The 21,758-nt window shown below is 35.1% G+C and carries 14 protein-coding genes and 1 tRNA gene; 8 read left to right on the forward strand and 7 right to left on the reverse strand.

The annotated features are described in order from the left end of the window. Window positions 1–19: 19 nt before the first annotated feature. Both cysS and folE read right to left on the reverse strand, forming a co-directional pair. Complete coding sequence (cysS, locus tag ACW5R3_RS05085; RefSeq protein ID WP_456578531.1) at window positions 20–1,498, reverse strand: cysteine--tRNA ligase; 1,479 nt, start codon at window positions 1,496–1,498, stop codon at window positions 20–22. Window positions 1,499–1,592: 94 nt separating this feature from the next. Then, window positions 1,593–2,270: a GTP cyclohydrolase I FolE gene (folE, locus tag ACW5R3_RS05090; protein WP_456578532.1), complete on the reverse strand. Its 678-nt coding sequence runs from the start codon at window positions 2,268–2,270 to the stop codon at window positions 1,593–1,595. 203 nt (window positions 2,271–2,473) lie between these two features. On the opposite strand from folE, the gene ACW5R3_RS05095 reads away from it, so the two are divergent. Both ACW5R3_RS05095 and ACW5R3_RS05100 read left to right on the forward strand, forming a co-directional pair. Further along, the gene (locus ACW5R3_RS05095) at window positions 2,474–9,796 is read left to right on the forward strand and encodes a T9SS type B sorting domain-containing protein (RefSeq protein WP_456578533.1); all 7,323 of its coding nucleotides are present in this window, start codon (window positions 2,474–2,476) and stop codon (window positions 9,794–9,796) included. A gap of 137 nt (window positions 9,797–9,933) precedes the next feature. After that, window positions 9,934–10,317: a VOC family protein gene (locus tag ACW5R3_RS05100; protein WP_456578534.1), complete on the forward strand. Its 384-nt coding sequence runs from the start codon at window positions 9,934–9,936 to the stop codon at window positions 10,315–10,317. 165 nt (window positions 10,318–10,482) lie between these two features. Here ACW5R3_RS05100 and ACW5R3_RS05105 read toward each other — a convergent pair whose 3' ends face one another. Next, window positions 10,483–12,006: an OmpP1/FadL family transporter gene (locus tag ACW5R3_RS05105; RefSeq protein ID WP_456578535.1), complete on the reverse strand. Its 1,524-nt coding sequence runs from the start codon at window positions 12,004–12,006 to the stop codon at window positions 10,483–10,485. A 28-nt stretch (window positions 12,007–12,034) separates the two neighbouring features. After that, window positions 12,035–13,018 carry a hypothetical protein gene (locus tag ACW5R3_RS05110; protein WP_456578536.1) on the reverse strand — a complete coding sequence of 328 codons (984 nt, stop codon included), beginning with the start codon at window positions 13,016–13,018 and terminating at the stop codon, window positions 12,035–12,037. A 100-nt stretch (window positions 13,019–13,118) separates the two neighbouring features. Here ACW5R3_RS05110 and proS point away from each other — a divergent pair, with 100 nt between their 5' ends. The 3 genes from proS (at window position 13,119) to rpsT (ending at window position 15,109) form a co-directional block, all read left to right on the forward strand. Next, a complete protein-coding gene (proS, locus tag ACW5R3_RS05115) occupies window positions 13,119–14,597 on the forward strand; it encodes a proline--tRNA ligase (protein WP_456578537.1) in 1,479 nt (492 codons plus the stop codon). 163 nt (window positions 14,598–14,760) lie between these two features. Then, window positions 14,761–14,832 (forward strand) — tRNA-Glu (locus ACW5R3_RS05120). Window positions 14,833–14,857: 25 nt separating this feature from the next. Continuing rightward, complete coding sequence (gene rpsT / locus ACW5R3_RS05125) at window positions 14,858–15,109, forward strand: 30S ribosomal protein S20 (RefSeq protein ID WP_456578538.1); 252 nt, start codon at window positions 14,858–14,860, stop codon at window positions 15,107–15,109. A 362-nt stretch (window positions 15,110–15,471) separates the two neighbouring features. On the opposite strand, the gene rho is transcribed toward rpsT, so the two are convergent. Beyond that, window positions 15,472–17,145, reverse strand: a complete 1,674-nt coding sequence (rho, locus tag ACW5R3_RS05130; RefSeq protein ID WP_456578539.1) for a transcription termination factor Rho — start codon at window positions 17,143–17,145, stop codon at window positions 15,472–15,474. Between the two features lie 198 nt (window positions 17,146–17,343). Here rho and ACW5R3_RS05135 point away from each other — a divergent pair, with 198 nt between their 5' ends. After that, window positions 17,344–17,754, forward strand: coding sequence for a DUF4293 domain-containing protein (locus ACW5R3_RS05135; RefSeq protein WP_456578540.1), 411 nt, complete (start codon window positions 17,344–17,346; stop codon window positions 17,752–17,754). A gap of 104 nt (window positions 17,755–17,858) precedes the next feature. Here ACW5R3_RS05135 and ACW5R3_RS05140 read toward each other — a convergent pair whose 3' ends face one another. Continuing rightward, a complete protein-coding gene (locus ACW5R3_RS05140; protein WP_456578541.1) occupies window positions 17,859–18,350 on the reverse strand; it encodes a metallophosphoesterase family protein in 492 nt (163 codons plus the stop codon). 111 nt (window positions 18,351–18,461) lie between these two features. Here ACW5R3_RS05140 and truA point away from each other — a divergent pair, with 111 nt between their 5' ends. Further along, a complete protein-coding gene (gene truA, locus ACW5R3_RS05145) occupies window positions 18,462–19,211 on the forward strand; it encodes a tRNA pseudouridine(38-40) synthase TruA (protein WP_456578542.1) in 750 nt (249 codons plus the stop codon). Further along, window positions 19,201–20,970, forward strand: a complete 1,770-nt coding sequence (locus ACW5R3_RS05150) for an ABC transporter ATP-binding protein (protein ID WP_456578543.1) — start codon at window positions 19,201–19,203, stop codon at window positions 20,968–20,970. The genes truA and ACW5R3_RS05150 overlap by 11 nt, the downstream gene beginning before the upstream one ends. Before the next feature lie 2 nt (window positions 20,971–20,972). Here the strand turns inward: ACW5R3_RS05150 and ACW5R3_RS05155 are convergent, their stop codons facing one another. Continuing rightward, window positions 20,973–21,758 (reverse strand): diadenylate cyclase, encoded by a 786-nt coding sequence (locus ACW5R3_RS05155; RefSeq protein ID WP_456578544.1) that lies wholly within the window; start codon window positions 21,756–21,758, stop codon window positions 20,973–20,975.

Raw genomic sequence — 21,758 nt, forward strand, 5'->3', positions numbered from 1 at the left:
TTTGTATTTTATTTTAAGTTTATATACTAAACGTAGTGCCTTCACGACTGTCATTTAGCTGTATGCCTGCAGCAGCTAATTCATCACGAATTTGATCCGATAATGCAAAATCTTTATTTGCTCTAGCTTCTTGACGAAGCTTAATTAATAACTCAACGGCACTTGATAATTTTCCAGTAGAGTTATCGGATTTGTCAATGTTTTCTAAACCTAAAATATCAAAAGTAAAAGTGTGTAACGTTGCTTTTAATTCCTCTAAATCTGAAGTTGTTACTGACGCTTGCCCGTCATGTATTTGATTTATGAATTTTACAGCTTCAAATAAATGAGCTATAAGAATAGGCGTGTTAAAATCGTCATTCATGGCATCATAGCAAGATTGTTTCCATTTAGAAATATCAAGCGTAGATGTTTTTGCTGTTTTTAGGGTGTTTAATAGTTTAACAGCTTCCATTAATCGTTTAAAACCTTTGTCGCTAGCTTCAAGTCCGGCGTCTGTTAAGTCTAAAACACTTCTATAAGATGCTTGCATCATGAAAAAACGAATCACGCTAGGCTTGTATGCTTTAGACATGATTTTGTTATCGCCCGAAAGTAACTCGGCAGGATTTATATAGTTTCCTGTAGACTTACTCATTCGTGCCCCATTTAGTTCAAGCATATTGGCGTGCATCCAATATTTTACTGGGTCTTGACCTTTAGATGCGCGGTTTTGTGCAATTTCACACTCGTGATGTGGGAATTTTAAATCCATTCCGCCACCATGAATATCAAAGAAGTCTCCTAAATATTTCGTGCTCATAGCTGTACATTCTAAATGCCAGCCTGGAAAACCATCACTCCAAGGAGAAGGCCAACGCATTATATGTGTTGGTTCGGCTTTTTTCCAAAGAGCGAAATCTTGTGGGTTTTTCTTATCACTTTGTCCGTCTAAAGCACGCGTGTTATGAATTAAATCTTCTAATTTTCGTTTACTTAAAATACCGTATTCATTAGCTTCATTGTATTTATGAACATCAAAATAAACAGAGCCATTTACCTCATAGGCAAAGCCATTATCAATAATAGATTGAATTAATTCTATTTGTTCAATAATATGCCCTGTTGCAGTAGGTTCAATACTCGGAGGTAAAAAATTAAACGTATTCAGTACATTATGAAAATCGACTGTGTAACGCTGTACAATTTCCATAGGTTCTATAGCCTCTAAACGTGCTTTTTTAGTAATCTTATCTTCACCAACATCGGCGTCATTTTCTAAATGCCCTGCATCTGTAATATTACGTACATAACGTACTTTGTAACCTAGGTGTTTTAGGTAACGAAAAATCATGTCAAAAGACATGAATGTTCGCACATTTCCTAAGTGTACATTACTATATACAGTTGGTCCACAAACATACATCCCTACATAACCATCTGTAATGGGTTCAAATAATTCTTTTTCGCCACGTAAAGTATTATAAATTTTTAGGTTTTGTTGGGTGTGTAATTGCATAGCTATATTATTATGACTGCTTAAAATTGATAAGGGTTCTTGAACATTTTTTTAATTTGAAATATAGACCTAATATATAAATAGGTGTTTCATATTAAAATTGTGTTTCTAGTTTTATGTAATCTAAGAATTCACGACGAACTCCTGGCTCTTTAAATTTACCGCCAAATTCAGCAGTAACAGTGCTACTTTCTGTATCGCGAATACCTCTAGAATTAACACATAGGTGTTTGGCATCAATTATACAAGCAACATCTTCTGTGTTTAAAGCTTTTTGTAATTCTTTAACCACTTGAATAGTTAAACGTTCCTGTACTTGTGGACGTTTTGCAAAATAATCAACAATTCTATTCATTTTAGATAATCCAACTACTGTTCCGTTTGATATGTAAGCAACATGTGCTTTACCAACTATAGGTAATAAGTGGTGTTCGCAAGTTGAGTAAACAGTGATGTTTTTTTCAACAAGCATTTCTCCATACTTATATTTATTATCAAATGTTGAAGCGTTTGGTTTGTTATCTGGGTCTAAACCACCAAAAATTTCATTTACAAACATTTTGGCTACACGGTTAGGGGTGCCTTTTAAGCTATCGTCTGTTAAATCAAGGCCTAATGTTTCCATAATATGGCGAACATCTTCTTTAATTATAGCAATTTTATCTGCCGAACTTATATCAAAAGCGTCTTTTCTAAGCGGTGTGTCAGCCGATGTACCTATATGGTTATCACCAATGGCATCAAAATCAGCTGTATTGTCGTTAATTTTCATTATTTATGAATAAAAAGGTTTTAGTCTGCAAAGGTAATGAATTCCATTTTTTTGGTAACTGAATTAACAAACAATTAATTTCCTAACAAAATCATAAAGGATTCCTTAATTTTTTCTTAATTTACACCTCGAAATTATAACAGTATAGTAACTATTAATTATAAACCCTCAATTATTTGTAATTACAAGTATATTTAATTCTTATGAAAAAGATAATTACCCTAATTTGTTTTTTATGCATTAGTCTGTCTTACGGACAACTAGTAGCTATTGACGATGTTCTTGTTGCTCGATCCGATAATCCTAATGCGGCGCCCTCTACAGGTGATCGTATTTTTTTGAATGATTATTTTAACGGGTCGCCAATTACGTTCGCCAATTATAACGATTTTACTCTTACCGAAACTGTAGCCGATCCATTCGGCTATATTACATTTAACCCATTGGGGTTTGTAACGGTTGCAGCAAATACTCCTCAGGGTATTTATTATGTTACTTATCAAATTTGTGAAGATGCTAATCCTACTAACTGTGATACGGCAGTTATAGAAATTCGTGTTTTCCCGGGAAGTATCAGTTCGGGGTCGGGTTCTTCAGAAATGACTATTTCAGCAAGCTCTGGAAGTGTGAGTTGTAGTGGTAATGTTTGTATTACAGACGATTTTTGTTTAGATAGAAATACAGGAACCATTCCACCGCTTACATTGTCTGCTACCTATCAAGAAATTGGTGAGTCTGATGGTTATGTTGTAAATACAATACCCTTTAATCCGCCGTTTTCTTTTGGAGATACTTCTACAGGAGTTTCCTTAACTACAGATGACAACTGGAGTAATGTTATTAATTTCGCTTTCGATTTTGAATTTTACGAGCAGAATTATACCAGTTGTGTACTATCTACTAACGGGGCCGTTAGTTTTGATTTATCAAATGCAGGAGATACTCATTACTGGACACCTGCTGCAGGTGCCTTAATACCAAATAATACAGATGCTGCTTTACGCGATGGAAATATTTTTGGAGCTATCCATGATACGGATCCTAGTGCTTCAGGAACCTTAGGGACTGATTATAATATTACTTACAGTATTAAAGGTGAAGCACCATTTAGAGTATTCGTTTTTAGTTTCTTTAATGTTGCGCAATTTAGTTGTAATGAGCTTAAAACATCACAAATGATCATGTTTTATGAAACGACGAATATTATAGAAACGTATATATTTCAAAAACCAATTTGTCCAGGTTGGGCAGGAGGAAGAGCTGCTATAGGTATCCAAAATAATGCGGGTACAGAAGGGCTTGCGCCTCCAGGTAGAAATACAGAAGTATGGGATGTGCCATTTTTAGCACCTGAAGCATATCAGTTTGTGCCAGCAGGTGATACCATTACAAGTTTTGAGTGGTTAGCTGAAGATGGTAGTGTTTTAGGAACGGATCCTACTGCTTTAGTTGTGACTCCAAGCGTAACAACAACTTATGTAGCGCAAGTAACATATACAGATGCTATTTCTGGTGAGGAATTTATAGCTTACAGACCAATAACAGTTGTAGTTGCACCAACTCCAGCTGTAACTATTACTGCAGGAGCAGATTTATGTGATAGCGGTGATGCCGTTTTTACTATTGAGGGATCTGAAAATGATGTTGTTGAATATAATGTAAATGGTGGCGCAACACAAACTCTTACTTTAGATGCTACAGGGCAAGAGGTTATTACTTTAACAGGTGTTACAACGACACAAACAATAAATTTACTTTCAGCTAACAACTTAAACTCTACTTGTGGAGGAGCTGTTTCTTTATCGGCAACAATAACTGTTAACGATTCTCCTGTTGTAGATGATCCAGTAGATGTTTTTGCTTGTAATGAGTATTTCTTACCTGCTTTAACTAGTGGTACATATTATACAGAAACTGGTGGGCCAGGAGGTACTGGTGTAACCATGGCAGCTGGTGATCAAATATTAACAACACAAGATGTATATGTTTATGACGAAACAGGTACAACACCAAACTGTTTTGATGAAAACATGTTTACCGTAACAATTAACAGCTGTACTCTAGCGGTATCGGCATCAGCTGATACACCGGCTATTTGTAGTGATGCTACAGCAGATGTTACGTTAACAGCAACTCCAAGCCCAGCTATTCCAGTTGGAAACTATACGTATAGTTGGACGTTACAAGGCGATGCAACTGTATTAGGTACAAACCAAACTTTGGTGTTATCGCCACCACCTACGGCAACTACAACTTATGAAGTAACCCTTGTAGATGATGGCTTAACAGCACCTAACGATTCTGTTACAAATACAGTTACAGTAACCGTTAACCCCGTAGCAAATCCTACGTTTACTACTACAGCTACTTGTGATGGAGGAACTGCAACAGTTACAGGAGATGCAGGAGGAACGTTTTCATTTACTCCAGCACCAACCGATGGGGCTGTTATTGATAGTGTTTCAGGAACTGTAACAGGAGGAACACCAGGAACAACTTATAATGTAACATATACAATAAGTGGAACTTGTGGTGCTAGTTCAGCTGAATCTATAACTGTTTTACCAGCCGATAGTGCTGATTTTACAATGATACCAACTTGTGATGGTGCAACTGCTAATGTAACAGGAACCGCTGGTGGAACTTTTACATTTAATCCAGCTCCTACTGATGGAGCTATTATAGATAATGTATTAGGAACAGTAACAGGTGGTACTTCTGGTACATCTTATACTGTTGAATATACAACAGCAGGTGTTTGTCCGGATACGAGTCAACAAACATTTTCAGTATTAACGACTGCTATAACAACATTTACAACAACACCTACTTGTGATGGAGGTACCGTTACGGTTACTGGTGATGCGGGTGGATCATTTGCCTTTAATCCAGCTCCAACCGATGGTGCTGTTATTGATACCGTTTCAGGTACTATAACAGGAGGTACTTCTGGAGAAACATATAATATTGAATATACTATAGGTGGTGCTTGTGGTTCAAGTACTATCGAATCTGTTACCGTATTACCTCAAGAAGATGCGAGCTTTACAGTTCTTGAAAACTGTGAGGGTGGTACAATGAATATTTTAGGTGATGCTAATGGTACATTTACATTTAATCCATTACCAACGGATGGTGCTACAATTAATGCAACTACTGGAGCTGTAACAAATGGTACGCCAGGTACAACATATACTGTTCAATATACTACAAGTGGACCATGTACAGCAACAAGCTTTCAAAATGTAACCGTATTATCTGCTGATGATGCATCATTTACAGTTACTGAAACTTGTGATGGTGCTACGGCAACAGTATTAGGTACTATAGGAGGAACATTTGCTCTTAACCCATTGCCTACAGATGGTGCTGTAATTGATTCAGCTAATGGAACTGTAACAGGCGGAACAGCAGGTGCTTCATATACAATTGAATACACAACTTCTGGAGCATGTCCAGAGGTAGAAACGTTAGCTTTTAATGTTCTACCAGCTGATAACCCAGCATTTACTATAGCTCCAACATGTGATGGTGCTACCGTGACTGTAACTGGAGATTTAGGTGGTACGTTTGCATTTAATCCTGCACCAGCCGATGGCGCAATTATAGATGTTGTAACAGGAACTATTTCTGGCGGAACACCAGGAGATTCTTATATTATAGAATATACAACACCAGGACCTTGTGTGGTTAGTTTAGCACAAAGTTTCACGGCTAATCCATTACCAACTGTAATTGATCCAACACCTTTAGTGTCATGTGATGATAACATTCCTGATGGAATGACAGAAATGGACTTAACAACTAAGAGTTCTGAAATAACTGGAAATAATCCAAACTACATAGTTACTTACTATAACTCATCAGCAGAAGCTGCTGCGGGTACACCACAAGTAACACCTTCAGCCAATGCTTATGTTGGTACCGATGGAGAAACGATTCATGTACGTGTTGAGGATGCAACTACAGGTTGTTACGACTTAACAACTTTAACCTTAAATGTTGTTAGTGCACCAGCTGCAAATACACCAAGTGATTTACATTATTGTGATCCAGATAATGATGGGTTAGGTACTTTTGATTTATCAAATGTTGCTGCAGAGGTAACTACCGATCCTGCATTGGAAGTTACTTTCCACTTAACATACCAAAATGCAGTCGATGACGTATTGCCACAAGGGAATACCTTATCTAATGTAGCTGGACAAATTATTTATATCCGTGTTGATTATGCAGGTGTAACAACTGACTGTCCTACAATTGTTGAATTACAACTTATTGTAGATGAAACACCAGAAATTGAATTAAATCCAGATCCTATCGTTTTATGTGATGACGCTGTTGCAGATGGTTTAACTGAATTTGATTTAAATGTTAGAGACCTTCAAATTTTAGATGGATTAAATGCTGCAGATTATACAGTTACTTATTATGGAGATCCTGCTGATGCAGATTTAGGACCTACAGCACCTTCTTATATAGCAAGTCCAGGAGCGTATACTAATACAATTCCAGATTTACATACAGTAGGTGTTCGTGTTGAAAATAATACAACAGGATGTTTTACGGTAGCTACTTTAGACTTAATTGTAAACCCGTTACCTGTTCCTGAAACAACAAACGACGCTCTATTCTTAACTATTTGTGATGACTCAATTGATAATGATGGGTATGCTGTTTTTGATTTAACAGTACAAGATGCTTTAATTACAGGAGGAAATACAAACTGGTCTGTAAGCTATTTTGAAACAGCTGCAGATGTACCAGCAAATCCAATTCCTGATTTTACGGCTTATACAAATGTATCAATTGGAGGATTGCCACACAATCCACAAACCTTAATCGTATTAGTGTCTAACGGTACTACTGGTTGTACTAATACATCAACTTTAACTATTGAAGTGTCAAATGTGCCAACACCTACACCGTCAGCAAATATTACACCATTAGTAGAGTGTGATGATGATAATAACGGTTATGCTGTTTTTGATTTACAGTCGGCAACAACGGAAATTGATAATGGAGAAGGGAATGATATTTCTTACCATGGAACGTATGATAATGCCTTCGATGATGTAAATGAATTACCAGATTTTTATGAAAATAATGATGCGAATACAGACATTGTTTATGTAAGAGCTGAAAACCCAACTACAGGTTGTTTTACAATTGTAGAATTAATTTTAAATGTTCTTCCAACTCCTGAAGTTCCTTTAAATATTGATGTGTACTCTGAGTGTGATGATAATGATGATGGTGTAACAACTTTCAATTTAACAACAATGGATGCTGTTATTTATGGAACTCAAAACCCAGCAGATTACACGCTAACATACCATGAGTCTTTAGCAAATGCTGAAGCAACACCAGGTATAAACCCAATTGTTGAACCTCAATTATCAAACTACGTTTCTGCAAATACTACTATATATGTAAGACTTGAAGGAGCTAATGGTTGTATTGCTACAGGACAATTTGATTTACTTGTTAGCTTACCACCAGTTATTGCATCGGAAGATGGGTTATTTGAAATCTGCGACGATACTATTGCTAATGATGGTTTTGCTAGTTTTGACTTAACAACGCAAAATGATATTATTACAGGTAGTGATGCTACATTAACAGTGGATTACTATGAGACAATGGCGGATGTAAACGCAGGAACGCCAATACCTGATTATACAGATTATACCAATGTTAGTATTGGAGGTTTACCACATAACCCACAAACTATTTTTGTAACAGTTATTGAAACATCAAGTGGTAATAGTTGTTATTCAGTTACAACTTTAACATTAGTTGTAAATACATTGCCTACACCTAATGATAATTTACCGGATTTAGAATTGTGTGATGATAATGCTCCAGGTGATTTACAAGAAGCGTTTGATTTAACATCTAATGAAGCAGCTATGCTAAATGCATTTGATGAAACGGTTACTTATCATACTACTATTTCAGATGCTGAATTAGGTAATAATCCTATTGTAGACCCAACAGCTTATGTTAACGAAAGTCCAACACAAACTATTTATGTGCGTGTAACAAAAACAGGCGATCCAAGTAATCCAGCTGATTTAGGTACTGGTTGTTCAACAGTAGTAACGTTTGATATTATTGTTAACCCATTACCGGATACACCTGTTGCAGTTGAAGATATTATTGGTTGTGATGATCCGTTTGATGGCGTTTATACTTTTGATTTAACACAAAGAGAAATCGAGATTTTAGACGGACAAAGTGATATAGATTTCAATGTAACTTATTATACAACTTTGGCTGCTGCCGAAGCTGGTGCAGGAGAGATTGCTAATCCATCTGCATTTACAAATACGGTAAATCCTCAAGAGATATTTGTTAATATAGCAAATACAACTACAGGTTGTGATATTGCTACTGTTAGTTTCTTTGTTATAGTTCAAGAAGCTGCTGTTGCAAATCCTGATAATAACCCATTAGAGTTTGCTTTATGTGATGATAATATGGAGTTTGATGGGAATCCAACAAATGATACTGTAGGTTTCGATCTTGGGTCGCAAGATGGTTTTGTTCTTGATGGACAAAATGCAACCAACTTTACAGTTTCGTATTATGAAACACAAGCTGATGCCGATTTAGGTACGAATGCTATTGATACAAGTAGTCCGTATGTGAACACAGTAAATCCTCAAGTTATTTATGTACGTGTTGATAATGATACAACGGTAGATGATATTTGTTTTGATACAACAACAATGACTCTATTAGTTGATCCTATTCCAGCGTTTACTTTAGAAGATTCTTATACATTATGTGTTAATACAAATGGTACTGAAGTTGTAGGAAGTCCAATAATGGATACGCAATTAGATCCTACATTATATACTTTTGAATGGACAGAGGCTTCAGATCCAACAACTGTAATTGGTACAGGGGCAAGTTATGAAGCTACAGCGGCAGGAACTTATACGGTATTGGTAACTGATGCTAATAATTTATGCCCAAGCTTACTAACAACAGAAGTTGTGTTAAGTTCTCCACCTGTTTTAGTTGCAGAAGTAACAACGCAAGCTTTTGCTGATAATCATGTAATTGTAGCAACAGCTACAGGAGATGGTTCTGCAGAATTTGAATTTAGTATTGATAATGGACCATGGTTGTCTAATGACCCTAACAATAATACATACACATTTACAAATGTATCTATTGGAGAGCATACTATTAGAACACGCGATATTAATGGTTGTGGTGAAGCTGTAGATGAAGTGCTTGTTTTAGATTACCCATTATTCTTTACTCCTAATAATGATGGCGATAATGATACTTGGCAAATTACAGGTGTGACATCTTTAAGTAATGTAACACTTTATATCTTTGACCGATATGGTAAGTTGTTGAAGCAACTAAATCCGAATGGTCCAGGATGGGACGGTACATTAAATGGGCAACCATTACCATCAAGTGATTACTGGTTTAGCTTAGATTATAAGGAAGCGCCAAACGAAGAAATGAAACAGTTTAAAGCGCATTTCACTTTAAAACGTTAAAAATAAAACTAACCAACTCTAAAAAGCCAAACTCTTATTTAAATATAATTGTTTGGCTTTTTTATTTTAAGCATAAAATAATGTGTCTTGAGTATATATAATTCTTGTAACTTTAATTTCTAATAACGCTTGTAATCATGACGTCTTTTTCATTTAATCATATTGCACTTTCTGTGAAAAATGTAGATTCATCTGTAGCTTTTTATAAGAAAGTGCTTCAATTGGAAGAGATTCCAAATACAGCTTCTAGCTCAAATACACGCTGGTTGTCTTTAGGAGGCGGCATACAGCTTCATTTAATTTTTCGTCCAAAAGCAGAAATACAAATTAATAAAGCAGTTCATTTTGCGGTATCAACTTCGGATATAGATTCGTTTATTATGCACTTACAGGCTCTTGAAATTAACTACTCAGATTGGTTAGATACGCCTACTAAAGATTATGTTAGAGATGATGGAGTAAGGCAGGTTTACCTTCAAGATCCTGAAGGGTATTGGGTAGAAGTAAATAATGCTATGTGATAATAAAGTCTGCGACTTTTAATGCATATGTGATTTTAAAATCGAAATAGGTAACCAAGCAGTTATTATCTATTAAAACAAACATCAAACTTTTACCAATTAAAAAACCCAAACCTGTAATTAAGGTTTGGGTTTTTTAGTTAAAATATTAACTAAGCAGTGTTTTTATAAATTGAAACTCAATGTGAACGTTAGATTTGAGTTTCGAGTATTAATATCAGCTCGATCTGTCAATCCTACAGTGTATAATTGCGTTTCATTATTTTGTTTAGACTGGTCGTAACTAATATCTAATTTAGTTGAATTCCCAAAATTATAACCCAAACCAACGGAGTAACCATTCAGATCACCAATATAGGAGGTGTCTTTGTATGGGCTTTCTTCAAACCTGTAACCACCTCGAATACTTAATCGGTTTAGTTTAAACTCGCCACCAACTCTATATGTAGCAGCTGTAGTTAATAGTTGGCTCATTTTATTATTTTCAGCACTAAAATGAATGTCATTTGTAGGTTTAAATTTTGTATTGCTGTAGTCTTTAACAGCGTAGTCAAAACTTAATAATCCACGGGTTCCAAAAACATAGGCTAAACTTCCTGTAAGTTTTCCAGGACTATTTAATCGGTAACTTGGGTATACATTATAAATATATGGATTTACAACTTGTAAAATAGACTCACTAAGTTCTTCTCTTAACGTGGAAACCGATTGAGATGACTCCTCATTAATGGTAAACCAAGTTGGTGAGTTGTAGGTTAAACCAGCACGTAATCCAGCTGTTACTTTATAAATAGCTCCCACTTGTATTGAAAATCCAGAGCCTGTGGTGTATAGGTTATTTTCGAAACGTACATTTCTAATGCTCGATCCAGTATTGTTATTAGATTCGTATAAATAGGTTGAACTTTCGTAATTTATAAAGTGTGTGTTTAAGTTTACTCCTAAATATAATTTTTCACCAAGCTGAGTGGCTGCGTTAAATGTAAACTTGCCATTATACCCACGCGATGCATAGCTATATTCTTGATAGTAATTTCCGGGTGCAATATTAGATGCATAACTGGTGTTGTTGGCATCGTTTGTTAGAGGTTCTAAAATATAGGACTCATAACCTAAAAATGCTTGTTGATTATCGTAGCCATAAAAACTTCCAATTTCTCGGTAAGCCTGTGTGTAAGACTCGCCAGGTAATGCTGAAATTTCATCCAACCTTAAACCGTTTGCGTAACTAGTAAAATAGGAACCTATAGATTGGTTTGTGTTGGTACCATAAGCAAACCAGTTATTATCATAATCACTCATTTTATCATAAGTAACACCAATGGTAAATTTTTTCCAATTAGAATTAGGATTGCTGTTACTAAAAACAAAAGCGGCCCCCGTTTGATTTAAATCGAAATTAGAATCAGTAGTTTCGCTATATCCATCATAATAACCTGTTTTATTTTTAGTAAAATTGTTTCCTAAAGACATGGATAAATGGCCTGAGTTAAATACCGCAGTACCTGCAGGGTTAATGCTTATGGCACTCATATCGCCCCCTAAGGCGCCAAATGCGCCACTTAAAGCATTAAATCTTGCTGTTCCTTGTATGTTGTCCTGTGAGTATCGTAGTGCATCAGATATATCTTGTGCATAAACTTGAGACACAGCAAAAAACGTTGCCGATAGTAATAGTAATCTTTTCATATAGCAATTTTTCTTTTTCAATTATCGTTTAACGTCCACCTCTTCTGCTACTTCCTCCTGAACTTCTACTGCTTCCTGAAGAACTACGTGTACTGCCACTACTAGATCTCGTAGTTGTAGGTGAGCTACTTCTTCTTGGCGTGCTGTATGTATTATTAGAGCGCGTGTTAGAATTTGATCTTACATTATTATTTGAAGAGTTTGATCTGACGTTTGGCGTGTTTGTGTTTGAATTCGATCTTGTACGCGTTCTTGTATTGCTACTTTGGTATCGTCTTCCAGATGTGTAATTAGAACGCGTTCTATTTCGTGTTGTTTTTCTATTAGTCACATTCCGTCTAGTTGATTTGGAATAAATACGGTCTGTATCATAATACCTAGAAGTAGCGTAACGTCCAACGTTATTACTATAACCACGTCTACCATTTACGTATGCTATATTGTTGTGGTTGTGATTTCCGCCCCAATAACCTCCGTAATATCCGCCTCCGTACCAAGGGTTGTAATAACCAGGGCCGTAATATCCACCATACCAAGGGCTATAATATCCCCAAGAGTTATACCAAGGACTGTATAAACCACCGTAGCCATAACCATAACCCCAACCAAATGGTGCATAATAGGCGTTATAAAAACCAGCGCCACCATAGACGTTAATCGAAACATTAGCATTTGTGTTCTCTTGTCCCCAACCAGCATACGATTCCTGTTCAACATCTAATGAATCATTTTCTACATAGTCACCTTCGTAGTCATCTATATCTGTAAACACCTCGTCTTCTGTGTATAATTCAAGTTCCGAAGATTTTTCTTGAAAATAGGTTTTGTAATACCTGCTACCATCTGTATTAGTGTTCGAGTAATAGTCTTGTTCCGCAGGAACTGATGAAGAACCATAAATTCCATCGTTATCTACTACTTGTTGGGTAGTACCACAGCCAACTAGTAAAAGCAAGCTGCTTAAAACTGCTAGGGTGGGAGTTTTTTCTATAAAGTAGTTTTTAAAGGACATAATCTTTCATTTTTATTGTTGAACATAACAAAAATAGTTAGTTTTGCGAAACTATTTCTATATTTAACATAGTCGCAATATTTGTGCCAAAATCCTGTATATGAGCAAAAAACTTACAAGCCGAGAAGAAGATTACTCCAAATGGTATAATGAATTAGTTGTAAAGGCAGACCTTGCAGAGAATTCAGCTGTACGTGGATGTATGGTAATAAAACCTTATGGTTATGCTATATGGGAAAAAATTCAATCCGAATTGGATCGCATGTTTAAAGAAACTGGGCACCAAAATGCCTATTTTCCATTATTTGTTCCTAAGAGTTTATTTGAAGCTGAGGAAAAAAATGCAGAAGGTTTTGCTAAAGAATGTGCCATTGTTACACACTACAGATTACAAAATGATCCTGATAAACCAGGGAAACTTCGTGTAGACCCTGAAGCTAAACTAGAGGAGGAGCTAATTGTTAGACCTACTAGTGAAGCCATTATTTGGAATACCTATAAAGGGTGGATTCAATCCTATAGAGACTTACCAATTTTAGTAAACCAATGGGCTAATGTTGTTCGTTGGGAAATGCGTACGCGTTTATTTTTAAGAACGGCCGAGTTTTTATGGCAAGAAGGTCATACAGCGCACGCTACAAAAGCTGAAGCTGTTAAAGAAGCTGAGTTAATGAATAATGTGTATGCTACCTTTGTTGAGAACTTCATGGCTATTCCGGTAGTTCAAGGTGTTAAAACCGATAGTGAACGTTTTGCAGGTGCTGTTGAAACTTACTGTATTGAAGCATTAATGCAAGATGGTAAGGCTTTACAAGCAGGAACCTCTCACTTTTTAGGTCAAAACTTTGCTAAAGCTTTTGATGTAAAATATGCTACACAAGAAGGTAAACAAGAATACGTATGGGCTACATCTTGGGGTGTGTCTACACGATTAATGGGTGCTTTAATTATGACGCATAGTGATGATCATGGTTTGGTATTGCCTCCTAACTTAGCGCCTAACCAGGTTGTTATAGTTCCTATATATAAGACAGAAGAGCAGCTAGAGGAAATTACTAAGTTAGTAAATGTTATAATGGGAGAGTTGCGTTCTAAGGGTGTAACTGTTAAGTTTGATGATAGAACGACATTTAGACCAGGAGCTAAGTTTGCGCAGCACGAATTACAAGGTGTACCGCTTCGTATGGCTATTGGTCCAAAAGACCTTGAAAATGGTACCGTAGAGCTTGCTAGACGTGATACTTTAACCAAAGAGGTAATTGCTATTGATAATTTAACTGCCCGTGTAGAAGGTTTAATGGAAGAGATTCAGTCTAGTCTTTATAATAAAGCACGAGATTTTAGAGAAACACACACTACTGAGGTTAATAATTTTGAAGAATTTAAAACTGTTTTAGAAGAAAAAGGCGGATTTATTTCAGCACATTGGGACGGAACAGAAGAAACTGAAACAAAAATTAAAGAAATTACAAAAGCTACTATTCGTTGTATTCCTTTAGAAGGAGACGTGCAAAGTGGTGATTGTGTGTACTCTGGAAAACCATCTAAGCAACGCGTCTTGTTTGCAAAAGCGTATTAGTGAAATTTTTTGAAAAAAAAACACAAAAGAACTTGCAACATTCAAAGTTAGTTGTATCTTTGCATCCGCAATGGAAACGTTGCAAGTTCTTTTGAAATAAAGATAAAAAAAAGTTTGCAAGTTTAAATTATCTGTTTTATATTTGCAAACTCAAAACCAAAATGGCCCGTTCGTCTATCGGCTAGGACGCATGGTTTTCATCCATGTAAGAGGGGTTCGATTCCCCTACGGGCTACAATTTTTAATAAGAAAAAAATCAAATGGCAAATCATAAGTCAGCGTTAAAGAGAATTAGAAGTAACGAATCTAAGCGTTTAAGAAATAAGTATAAGCACAAGACGACTCGTAATGCAATTAAAAAATTGCGTGATACAAGCGACAAGAAAGCTGCTCAAGAATTATTTGTTGACGTAACTTCAATGATCGATAAATTAGCGAAAAAAAATATCATACATGCTAACAAAGCTTCAAACTTGAAGTCTGGTTTAGCTAAGCATGTAGCTTCTTTATAAGAAGAAAGAAAGTTTAAAATTATTAAAGCTTCTCTTTTGAGAAGCTTTTTTTATTTTTAAAATTTAAGTTTTTTTAAAGTTTAAATCCAGTTTTGTTTAAAATCTAAGACCTTAAGGTAATTCTTAAGGTCTTTTTTTGTGTTTTATATTTAATGGTGATTAGATGGTGTTATTTAGTAACACTAAGAGGGATTGCGGTATTTGTAAAGGTAAGACTAACGATGTATACTTAAATAACCGGATAGTAGTTTTAAACGTGTTATTTTGTTGGTTTTTTTAGTGTTTTAAAGAGTTGGTCTGTAAGCAAAAAAAAGCCTTGAGACATCATCTCAAGGCTTTTTAATAATTATATAATTTAGAGTTTATCCATTCATAGAAATTAAAAACTCTTCATTGTTTTTTGTTTGTTTAAAGCGGTCGTTAATAAACTCCATAGCTTCCACAGGGTTCATATCAGCAAGATACTTACGCATAACCCACATACGTTGAATTGTAGTAGGGTCTAATAGAATATCGTCACGACGCGTGCTAGAAGACGTTAAATCGATAGCAGGGAAAATACGACGATTCGATATTTTTCTATCTAATTGTAATTCCATATTACCGGTTCCTTTGAATTCTTCAAAAATAACCTCGTCCATTTTAGATCCTGTTTCAGTTAATGCAGTAGCAATAATAGTTAAAGACCCTCCATTTTCAATATTACGCGCTGCACCAAAAAAGCGTTTTGGTTTGTGTAAAGCGTTAGCATCAACACCACCAGAAAGAATTTTACCAGAAGCTGGTTGTACCGTGTTATAGGCACGTGCCAATCGCGTGATAGAGTCTAATAATATAACCACATCATGTCCACATTCAACTAAACGTTTTGCTTTCTCTAAAACGATGTTAGCTATTTTTACATGCTCATGTGCTTCTTTATCAAAAGTAGAGGCAATAACTTCACCGCGTACATTTCGTTGCATATCTGTAACCTCTTCAGGACGTTCATCAATAAGCAAAATCATTTGGTATACCTCAGGGTGGTTAGCTGCAATTGCATTTGCAACATCCTTTAATAGCATGGTTTTACCTGTTTTAGGTTGTGATACAATCATACCACGTTGTCCTTTTCCAATTGGTGAGAATAAATCCATTATTCGAGTAGAAATGGTGCTTTGTTTTTCAGCAATATTAAATTTCTCTTGAGGGAAAAGCGGCGTTAAATGTTCAAAAGACACACGATCTCGTACCACATCTGGGCTCTGTCCATTAATTTTACTAACACGAATTAAAGGGAAATATTTTTCACCTTCTTTAGGAGGTCTAACATGCCCTAAAACTGTATCACCTGTTTTTAATCCGAATAAACGAATTTGTGATTGTGAAACATAAATATCATCAGGTGATGATAAATAATTATAATCAGATGAGCGTAGGAAGCCGTAGCCATCCTGCATAATGTCTAAAACACCTTCACTTTCTATAATGGCATCAAATTCAAAATCTGGTTCTCTATAGCGATTTCTAGTGTCTTTATTCCCGTTATTTTTTTTATCATGTTTTTGAGACCTATTATCTTTCTGCTTCTCGTCCTTTGAGTTGCTAGTTTTGTCATCTCGCCTATTGGGTTGATTTTGTTTCGCTCTAGGATTCGGTTTGTTTTGTTTAGCAGGAGCCTTTACAGGTTCTTTAGGAGTCTCTTTAGGTGTATTGTTATCTTTAGAAGCAGCTTTAGGAGTCGGAACTTCTTTATTGGGTACTTCTGGTGTGCTTTCTACTTTAGGAGTTGTAGTGCGTGCCGGTTTTTGAACACGTTTTCTAGGTTTTTTTTCTGCAGGTTTGCTAGCAGGCTTTTCTGCTGAAACCTTTTTATCTGCTTGAGCATCTGTTGTAACAACTTCTTTTACCGCTTTAGGGTTCGTTGCTTGCTGATCTAGTATTTGATATACTAGGTCTAATTTTTTTAATGAACGAAATTTTGGAACGTTCAGTTTTTGAGCTATTTCCTGTAATTCAGGAAGCTTCATTGCTTTTAGTTGAGATATTTCAAACATTGATGTTGAATTGAATGTTTTGTTTAATGTTGTTAAGTTGAATAATTCCGGAGAAAAATTGATCTTATTTTTGAAGAATTAATGTATTACAACTCTGATAGTTGTAAATCATTACTGCAATTATACAACTTTATTTTCTTTTTTTTAGGTTATTTTTAAAAGAAACTGCTATTTTTGCGAGCATAAATTGAGAAATTAATGATTCAAAGAATTCAAACTTTATTTTTATTATTGGCAGCAGTAGTATCTGGTGGTCTAATTTATGTGTTTGAGTTATGGACAACACCTGAGGGTATTAAAGTCTTTGCTACAGATATCAATTATATCATGGTTCTGTTTTTTGTTTCTGCTATTTTATCTATTTTTACAATCGCAAAATTTAAAAACAGAAAGTCGCAATTTATGTTGGGACGACTGAATATCATATTAAACTTTATTTTACTAGGATTATTTGTGTATCAATCTCTAAATATATCTGGAGAAACGGTTGTTTCTGAGAAAGGTATTGGGATTTTTCTACCTATTGTTTCTATCGTGTTATTAGCATTAGCTAATAAGGCCATCAAAAAGGATGAAGATCTCGTAAAATCTGTAGATCGATTACGATAAACCTATCATCTTAGTAGTATTAGTGCGTGAGCCCAAGGTGAAGATCTTGGGCTTTTTTATGTTTTATGTTTTTTTCTTGTTTAGAATATAAAAGAAAATAATAGTTATTTTTTAAACTCAATTACCTCCAAATTTTCAATCTTTTTTCCATCAATAGTAAATCGAAGCATGGTTCTAACATTATGAAAGCCATGTTTTCCAATAGCACCAGGGTTCATATGTAATAAATTGAGTTTTTTGTCAGGCATGACTTTTAAAATATGTGAGTGCCCTGAAATAAAAATGCGTGGAGGGTTTTCTTTAATTAATTCTTTAATTCTAACATTATATTTATTTGGATAACCTCCTATATGGGTTATCCAGACATCAACACCTTCGCACATAAAGCGGTTGTCCAATGGGAATTCTAATCGTGCTTTTTCATCATCAATATTTCCATAAACACCACGTAAAGGTTTTAAATCCTTGATGGCATCGGTTACTTTTAAATCGCCAATATCGCCAGCGTGCCAAACTTCATCGGCTTGTTCTACATGTTTTAAAATATCATTATCTATATAGCTATGTGTATCAGAAAGTAAGAGTATCTTTTTCAAAATGGTTATTTTGGGTAAATGTTAATCAAATCATATTCATGCCCATCAGCAATAGCTATTAGCAGGAATAAATTTATCTTTGTAGCTTGTTAATTACAAAAATAAACATTCTTGCGGTATTTTATTGAACTTTCATATAACGGACGTGCTTATCATGGTTGGCAAAATCAGCCTAACGCTATTTCGGTACAAGAGGTTATAGAAAAAGCTTTAACTATATTGCTAGGTGCAAAAACACCTATTATGGGTGCTGGCCGAACAGATGCTGGTGTACACGCATTACAAATGTATGCGCATTTTGATACTGATGTGTCTTTCAATGGAGAAACACTATGCTATCGCTTAAACGCTTTGCTACCAAAGGATGTTGCAATCCAATCGATATTTCCTGTTGTAGCTGATGCTCACGCCCGATTTCATGCTACCAGTCGGACCTATTTGTATAGAATTGCTTTAAAGAAAAATCCATTCAACAACGAAGCGGCTTATTTGCTTAAGAAACCGTTAGATGTTGATGAAATGCAGAAGGCTGCCAATAGTTTAATAAATTATAGGAATTTTCAATGCTTCTCTAAAACAAATACCGATGTAAAAACTTATAATTGTTCCATAATGAAAGTGCAATTTAAGCAAGTAGATGATGAGCTTCATTTTACTATTCAAGCTGATCGGTTTCTACGTAACATGGTTCGCGCTATAGTAGGGACATTAATAAATGTCGGATTAGGGAAAATTAACCTTAACGACTTACATAATATTATACAATCTAAAAGTAGACAAGAAGCAGGGTACTCTGTGCCCGCTCATGGTTTATATTTAACACATATTTCGTATCCAGAGACGATAAAACATGACAACTAAAACGGATAATAAATTACTAGATACCAATTTGCTAAAAAAGCTTGTAAAGTTTATGAAGCCTTACAATACTGTTTTTGTAGGTGTTCTATTTGTGGTTATTTTATTAGCGCTTCTAAGTGCAGCTAGACCTTATATTTTACAGCAAGCAATAGATGAAAATATAGCAACAAAAACCTTAGAAGGGTTTTTACCCTATATTTTGCTAATGGGGGGGATGTTGCTTTTTGAAGTAATTAGTCAGTTGTTATTTATTTTTTATGCCAGTTGGCTGGGGCAAACTGTGGTTAAAGACATTCGTGTTAAGTTATTCAACCATATGTTACGATTTAAAATGACGTATTATGATAACTCATCGGTAGGTGTGCTTATTACAAGGGCTATAACCGACATGGAGCGTATAGCTGCTATTTTTGGTGAAGGTTTATTTATGATTTTCCGAGATCTACTAACTATGGTAGTCGTTTCAGGAGTTATGATTTATATGAATTGGCAATTAAGTTTAATTGTTTTCTTGATGTTACCTTTAGTTTTATATGCTACACGTATTTTTCAGAAGTATATGAAAAAAGCTTTTGAAGAGGTTAGAACAGAGGTGTCTAATTTAAACTCTTTTGTTCAGGAACGTGTAACCGGTATGAAAATTTTACAGTTGTTTACACGTGAAGATACCGAATATAAAAACTTTGTTGAAATTAACGGTCGTCATAAAAAAGGATGGTTGAAAACAGTATGGTATAACTCTATATTTTTTCCAATTGCTGAATTGTCTTCCTCTATTACTATAGGGTTGATAGCTTGGTATGGTGGTTTAAATGCGGTTGTGGATGATACCGCAACTTTAGGAGATTTAACAGCCTTTATAATGATGATACCTATGTTGTTTAGACCTTTAAGACAGATAGCTGATAAGTTTAATACGCTACAAATGGGTATGGTAGCAGCTAATCGTGTTTTTAAAGTATTAGAGACAACCTCTCAAATAGATGATACAGGGTCGCAGGTAGCTGCTCATTTTAAAGGTGATATTCAATTTAATAATGTATGTTTTAGCTATGTTAAAGATGAACTGGTTTTAAAGGGTGTTTCATTAAACGTTAACGCTGGTGATACCATTGCAATTGTTGGAGCAACGGGTGCAGGTAAGTCTACAATAATAAACTTATTAAATAGATTTTATGAAATAAATGATGGCGTAATTAGTGTAGACGGAACCGATATTAAGCAATTTACATTAGCCTCTTTACGTCAGCAAATAGCTGTGGTATTACAGGATGTGTTTTTGTTTGCAGATACTATTTTAAATAATATCACTTTAAATAACCCAAGTATTACTGAAGCTGATGTTGTGGAGGCAGCTAAAGCTATAGGTATTCACGACTTTATTATGACTTTACCAAATGGCTATCACTACAATGTAAAAGAGCGGGGCGCTATGTTATCGTCAGGGCAACGTCAATTAATTTCATTTTTACGTGCTTATGTAACTAACCCGAGTATTTTAGTATTGGATGAAGCAACATCGTCAGTAGATTCGTATTCCGAACAACTCATACAACGAGCAACCGATAAAATTACTAAAAATCGTACATCAATTGTTATTGCTCACCGTTTGGCAACCATAAAAAAAGCCGATCAGATTATTGTAATGGATGCCGGTAAAATTGTTGAGCAGGGTACACATGCGGAACTTCTTAAAAAAGAAAACGGGTATTATAAAAACTTATATGAAGTACAGTTTGTAAAGGAAGAAGTAGCCTAAGGTTAGGTTAAATCGCTTTTTATTAATGCAGCTAACTCTTCGGTGTTTTTAAACATAACAAACTCACCATCTTTAAAATAAGCTATTTGTCCTGTTTCCTCACTTACCGTTAGTGCTAAAGCATCTGTTTTTTCAGTTATACCAACAGCTGCGCGGTGGCGTAGGCCAAAACGACTAGGTAGATTCTTGTCATTATTGACCGGTAAAATAACTCGGGTAGCTTTTACAATGTTATTGGCTATAATGATAGCGCCGTCGTGTAACGGGCTATTTTTAAAAAAGATGCTTTCAATAATAGGTTGCGAAACCGTAATATTCATAGCGTCTCCAGTTGTTGTTAGAAAATCTAAATTATTATTATGTTCTAAAACTATTAAAGCACCTGTTTTAGAACCACTCATTTTTTCGCAGGCAGATAATATTGTTTCTATGTCTGTTTCGTTCTCTGTTTCTGTTTTTAAAAACTTAAATTGTTTAAAAAACTTTCCGCCTTTACTGAAGTTAGTAGAGCCTACCATTAATAGAAATTTTCTTATTTCCTGTTGAAACACGACAATTAAGGCAATTAAACCAACACTCATAAAGCCACCTAAAATCCGACTTAACATTTTCATTTGTAAGGATTCGGTTATTAAATAAATAAGGTAGATAATTACAATGCCAATAAAGATATTTATGGCAACTGTTCCTTTTACTAATTTGTAAACATAATAGAGTAGTACAGCTACTAGTACAACATCAATTATATCTATTATGGTGAATTTTAATAAGTCGTTAAAAATTTCCAA

The sequence above is a fragment of the Algorimicrobium bowmanii genome (genome assembly GCF_054031195.1).

Coding starts and splice junctions, on each gene's coding strand:
- ACW5R3_RS05100 (WP_456578534.1), top strand. CDS start 9,934: ATGACGTCTTTTTCATTTAATCATATTGCACTTTCTGTGAAAAATGTA.
- ACW5R3_RS05105 (WP_456578535.1), bottom strand. CDS start 12,006: ATGAAAAGATTACTATTACTATCGGCAACGTTTTTTGCTGTGTCTCAA.
- folE (WP_456578532.1), bottom strand. CDS start 2,270: ATGAAAATTAACGACAATACAGCTGATTTTGATGCCATTGGTGATAAC.
- cysS (WP_456578531.1), bottom strand. CDS start 1,498: ATGCAATTACACACCCAACAAAACCTAAAAATTTATAATACTTTACGT.
- ACW5R3_RS05095 (WP_456578533.1), top strand. CDS start 2,474: ATGAAAAAGATAATTACCCTAATTTGTTTTTTATGCATTAGTCTGTCT.
- ACW5R3_RS05150 (WP_456578543.1), top strand. CDS start 19,201: ATGACAACTAAAACGGATAATAAATTACTAGATACCAATTTGCTAAAA.
- proS (WP_456578537.1), top strand. CDS start 13,119: ATGAGCAAAAAACTTACAAGCCGAGAAGAAGATTACTCCAAATGGTAT.
- ACW5R3_RS05135 (WP_456578540.1), top strand. CDS start 17,344: ATGATTCAAAGAATTCAAACTTTATTTTTATTATTGGCAGCAGTAGTA.
- rho (WP_456578539.1), bottom strand. CDS start 17,145: ATGTTTGAAATATCTCAACTAAAAGCAATGAAGCTTCCTGAATTACAG.
- ACW5R3_RS05110 (WP_456578536.1), bottom strand. CDS start 13,018: ATGTCCTTTAAAAACTACTTTATAGAAAAAACTCCCACCCTAGCAGTT.
- rpsT (WP_456578538.1), top strand. CDS start 14,858: ATGGCAAATCATAAGTCAGCGTTAAAGAGAATTAGAAGTAACGAATCT.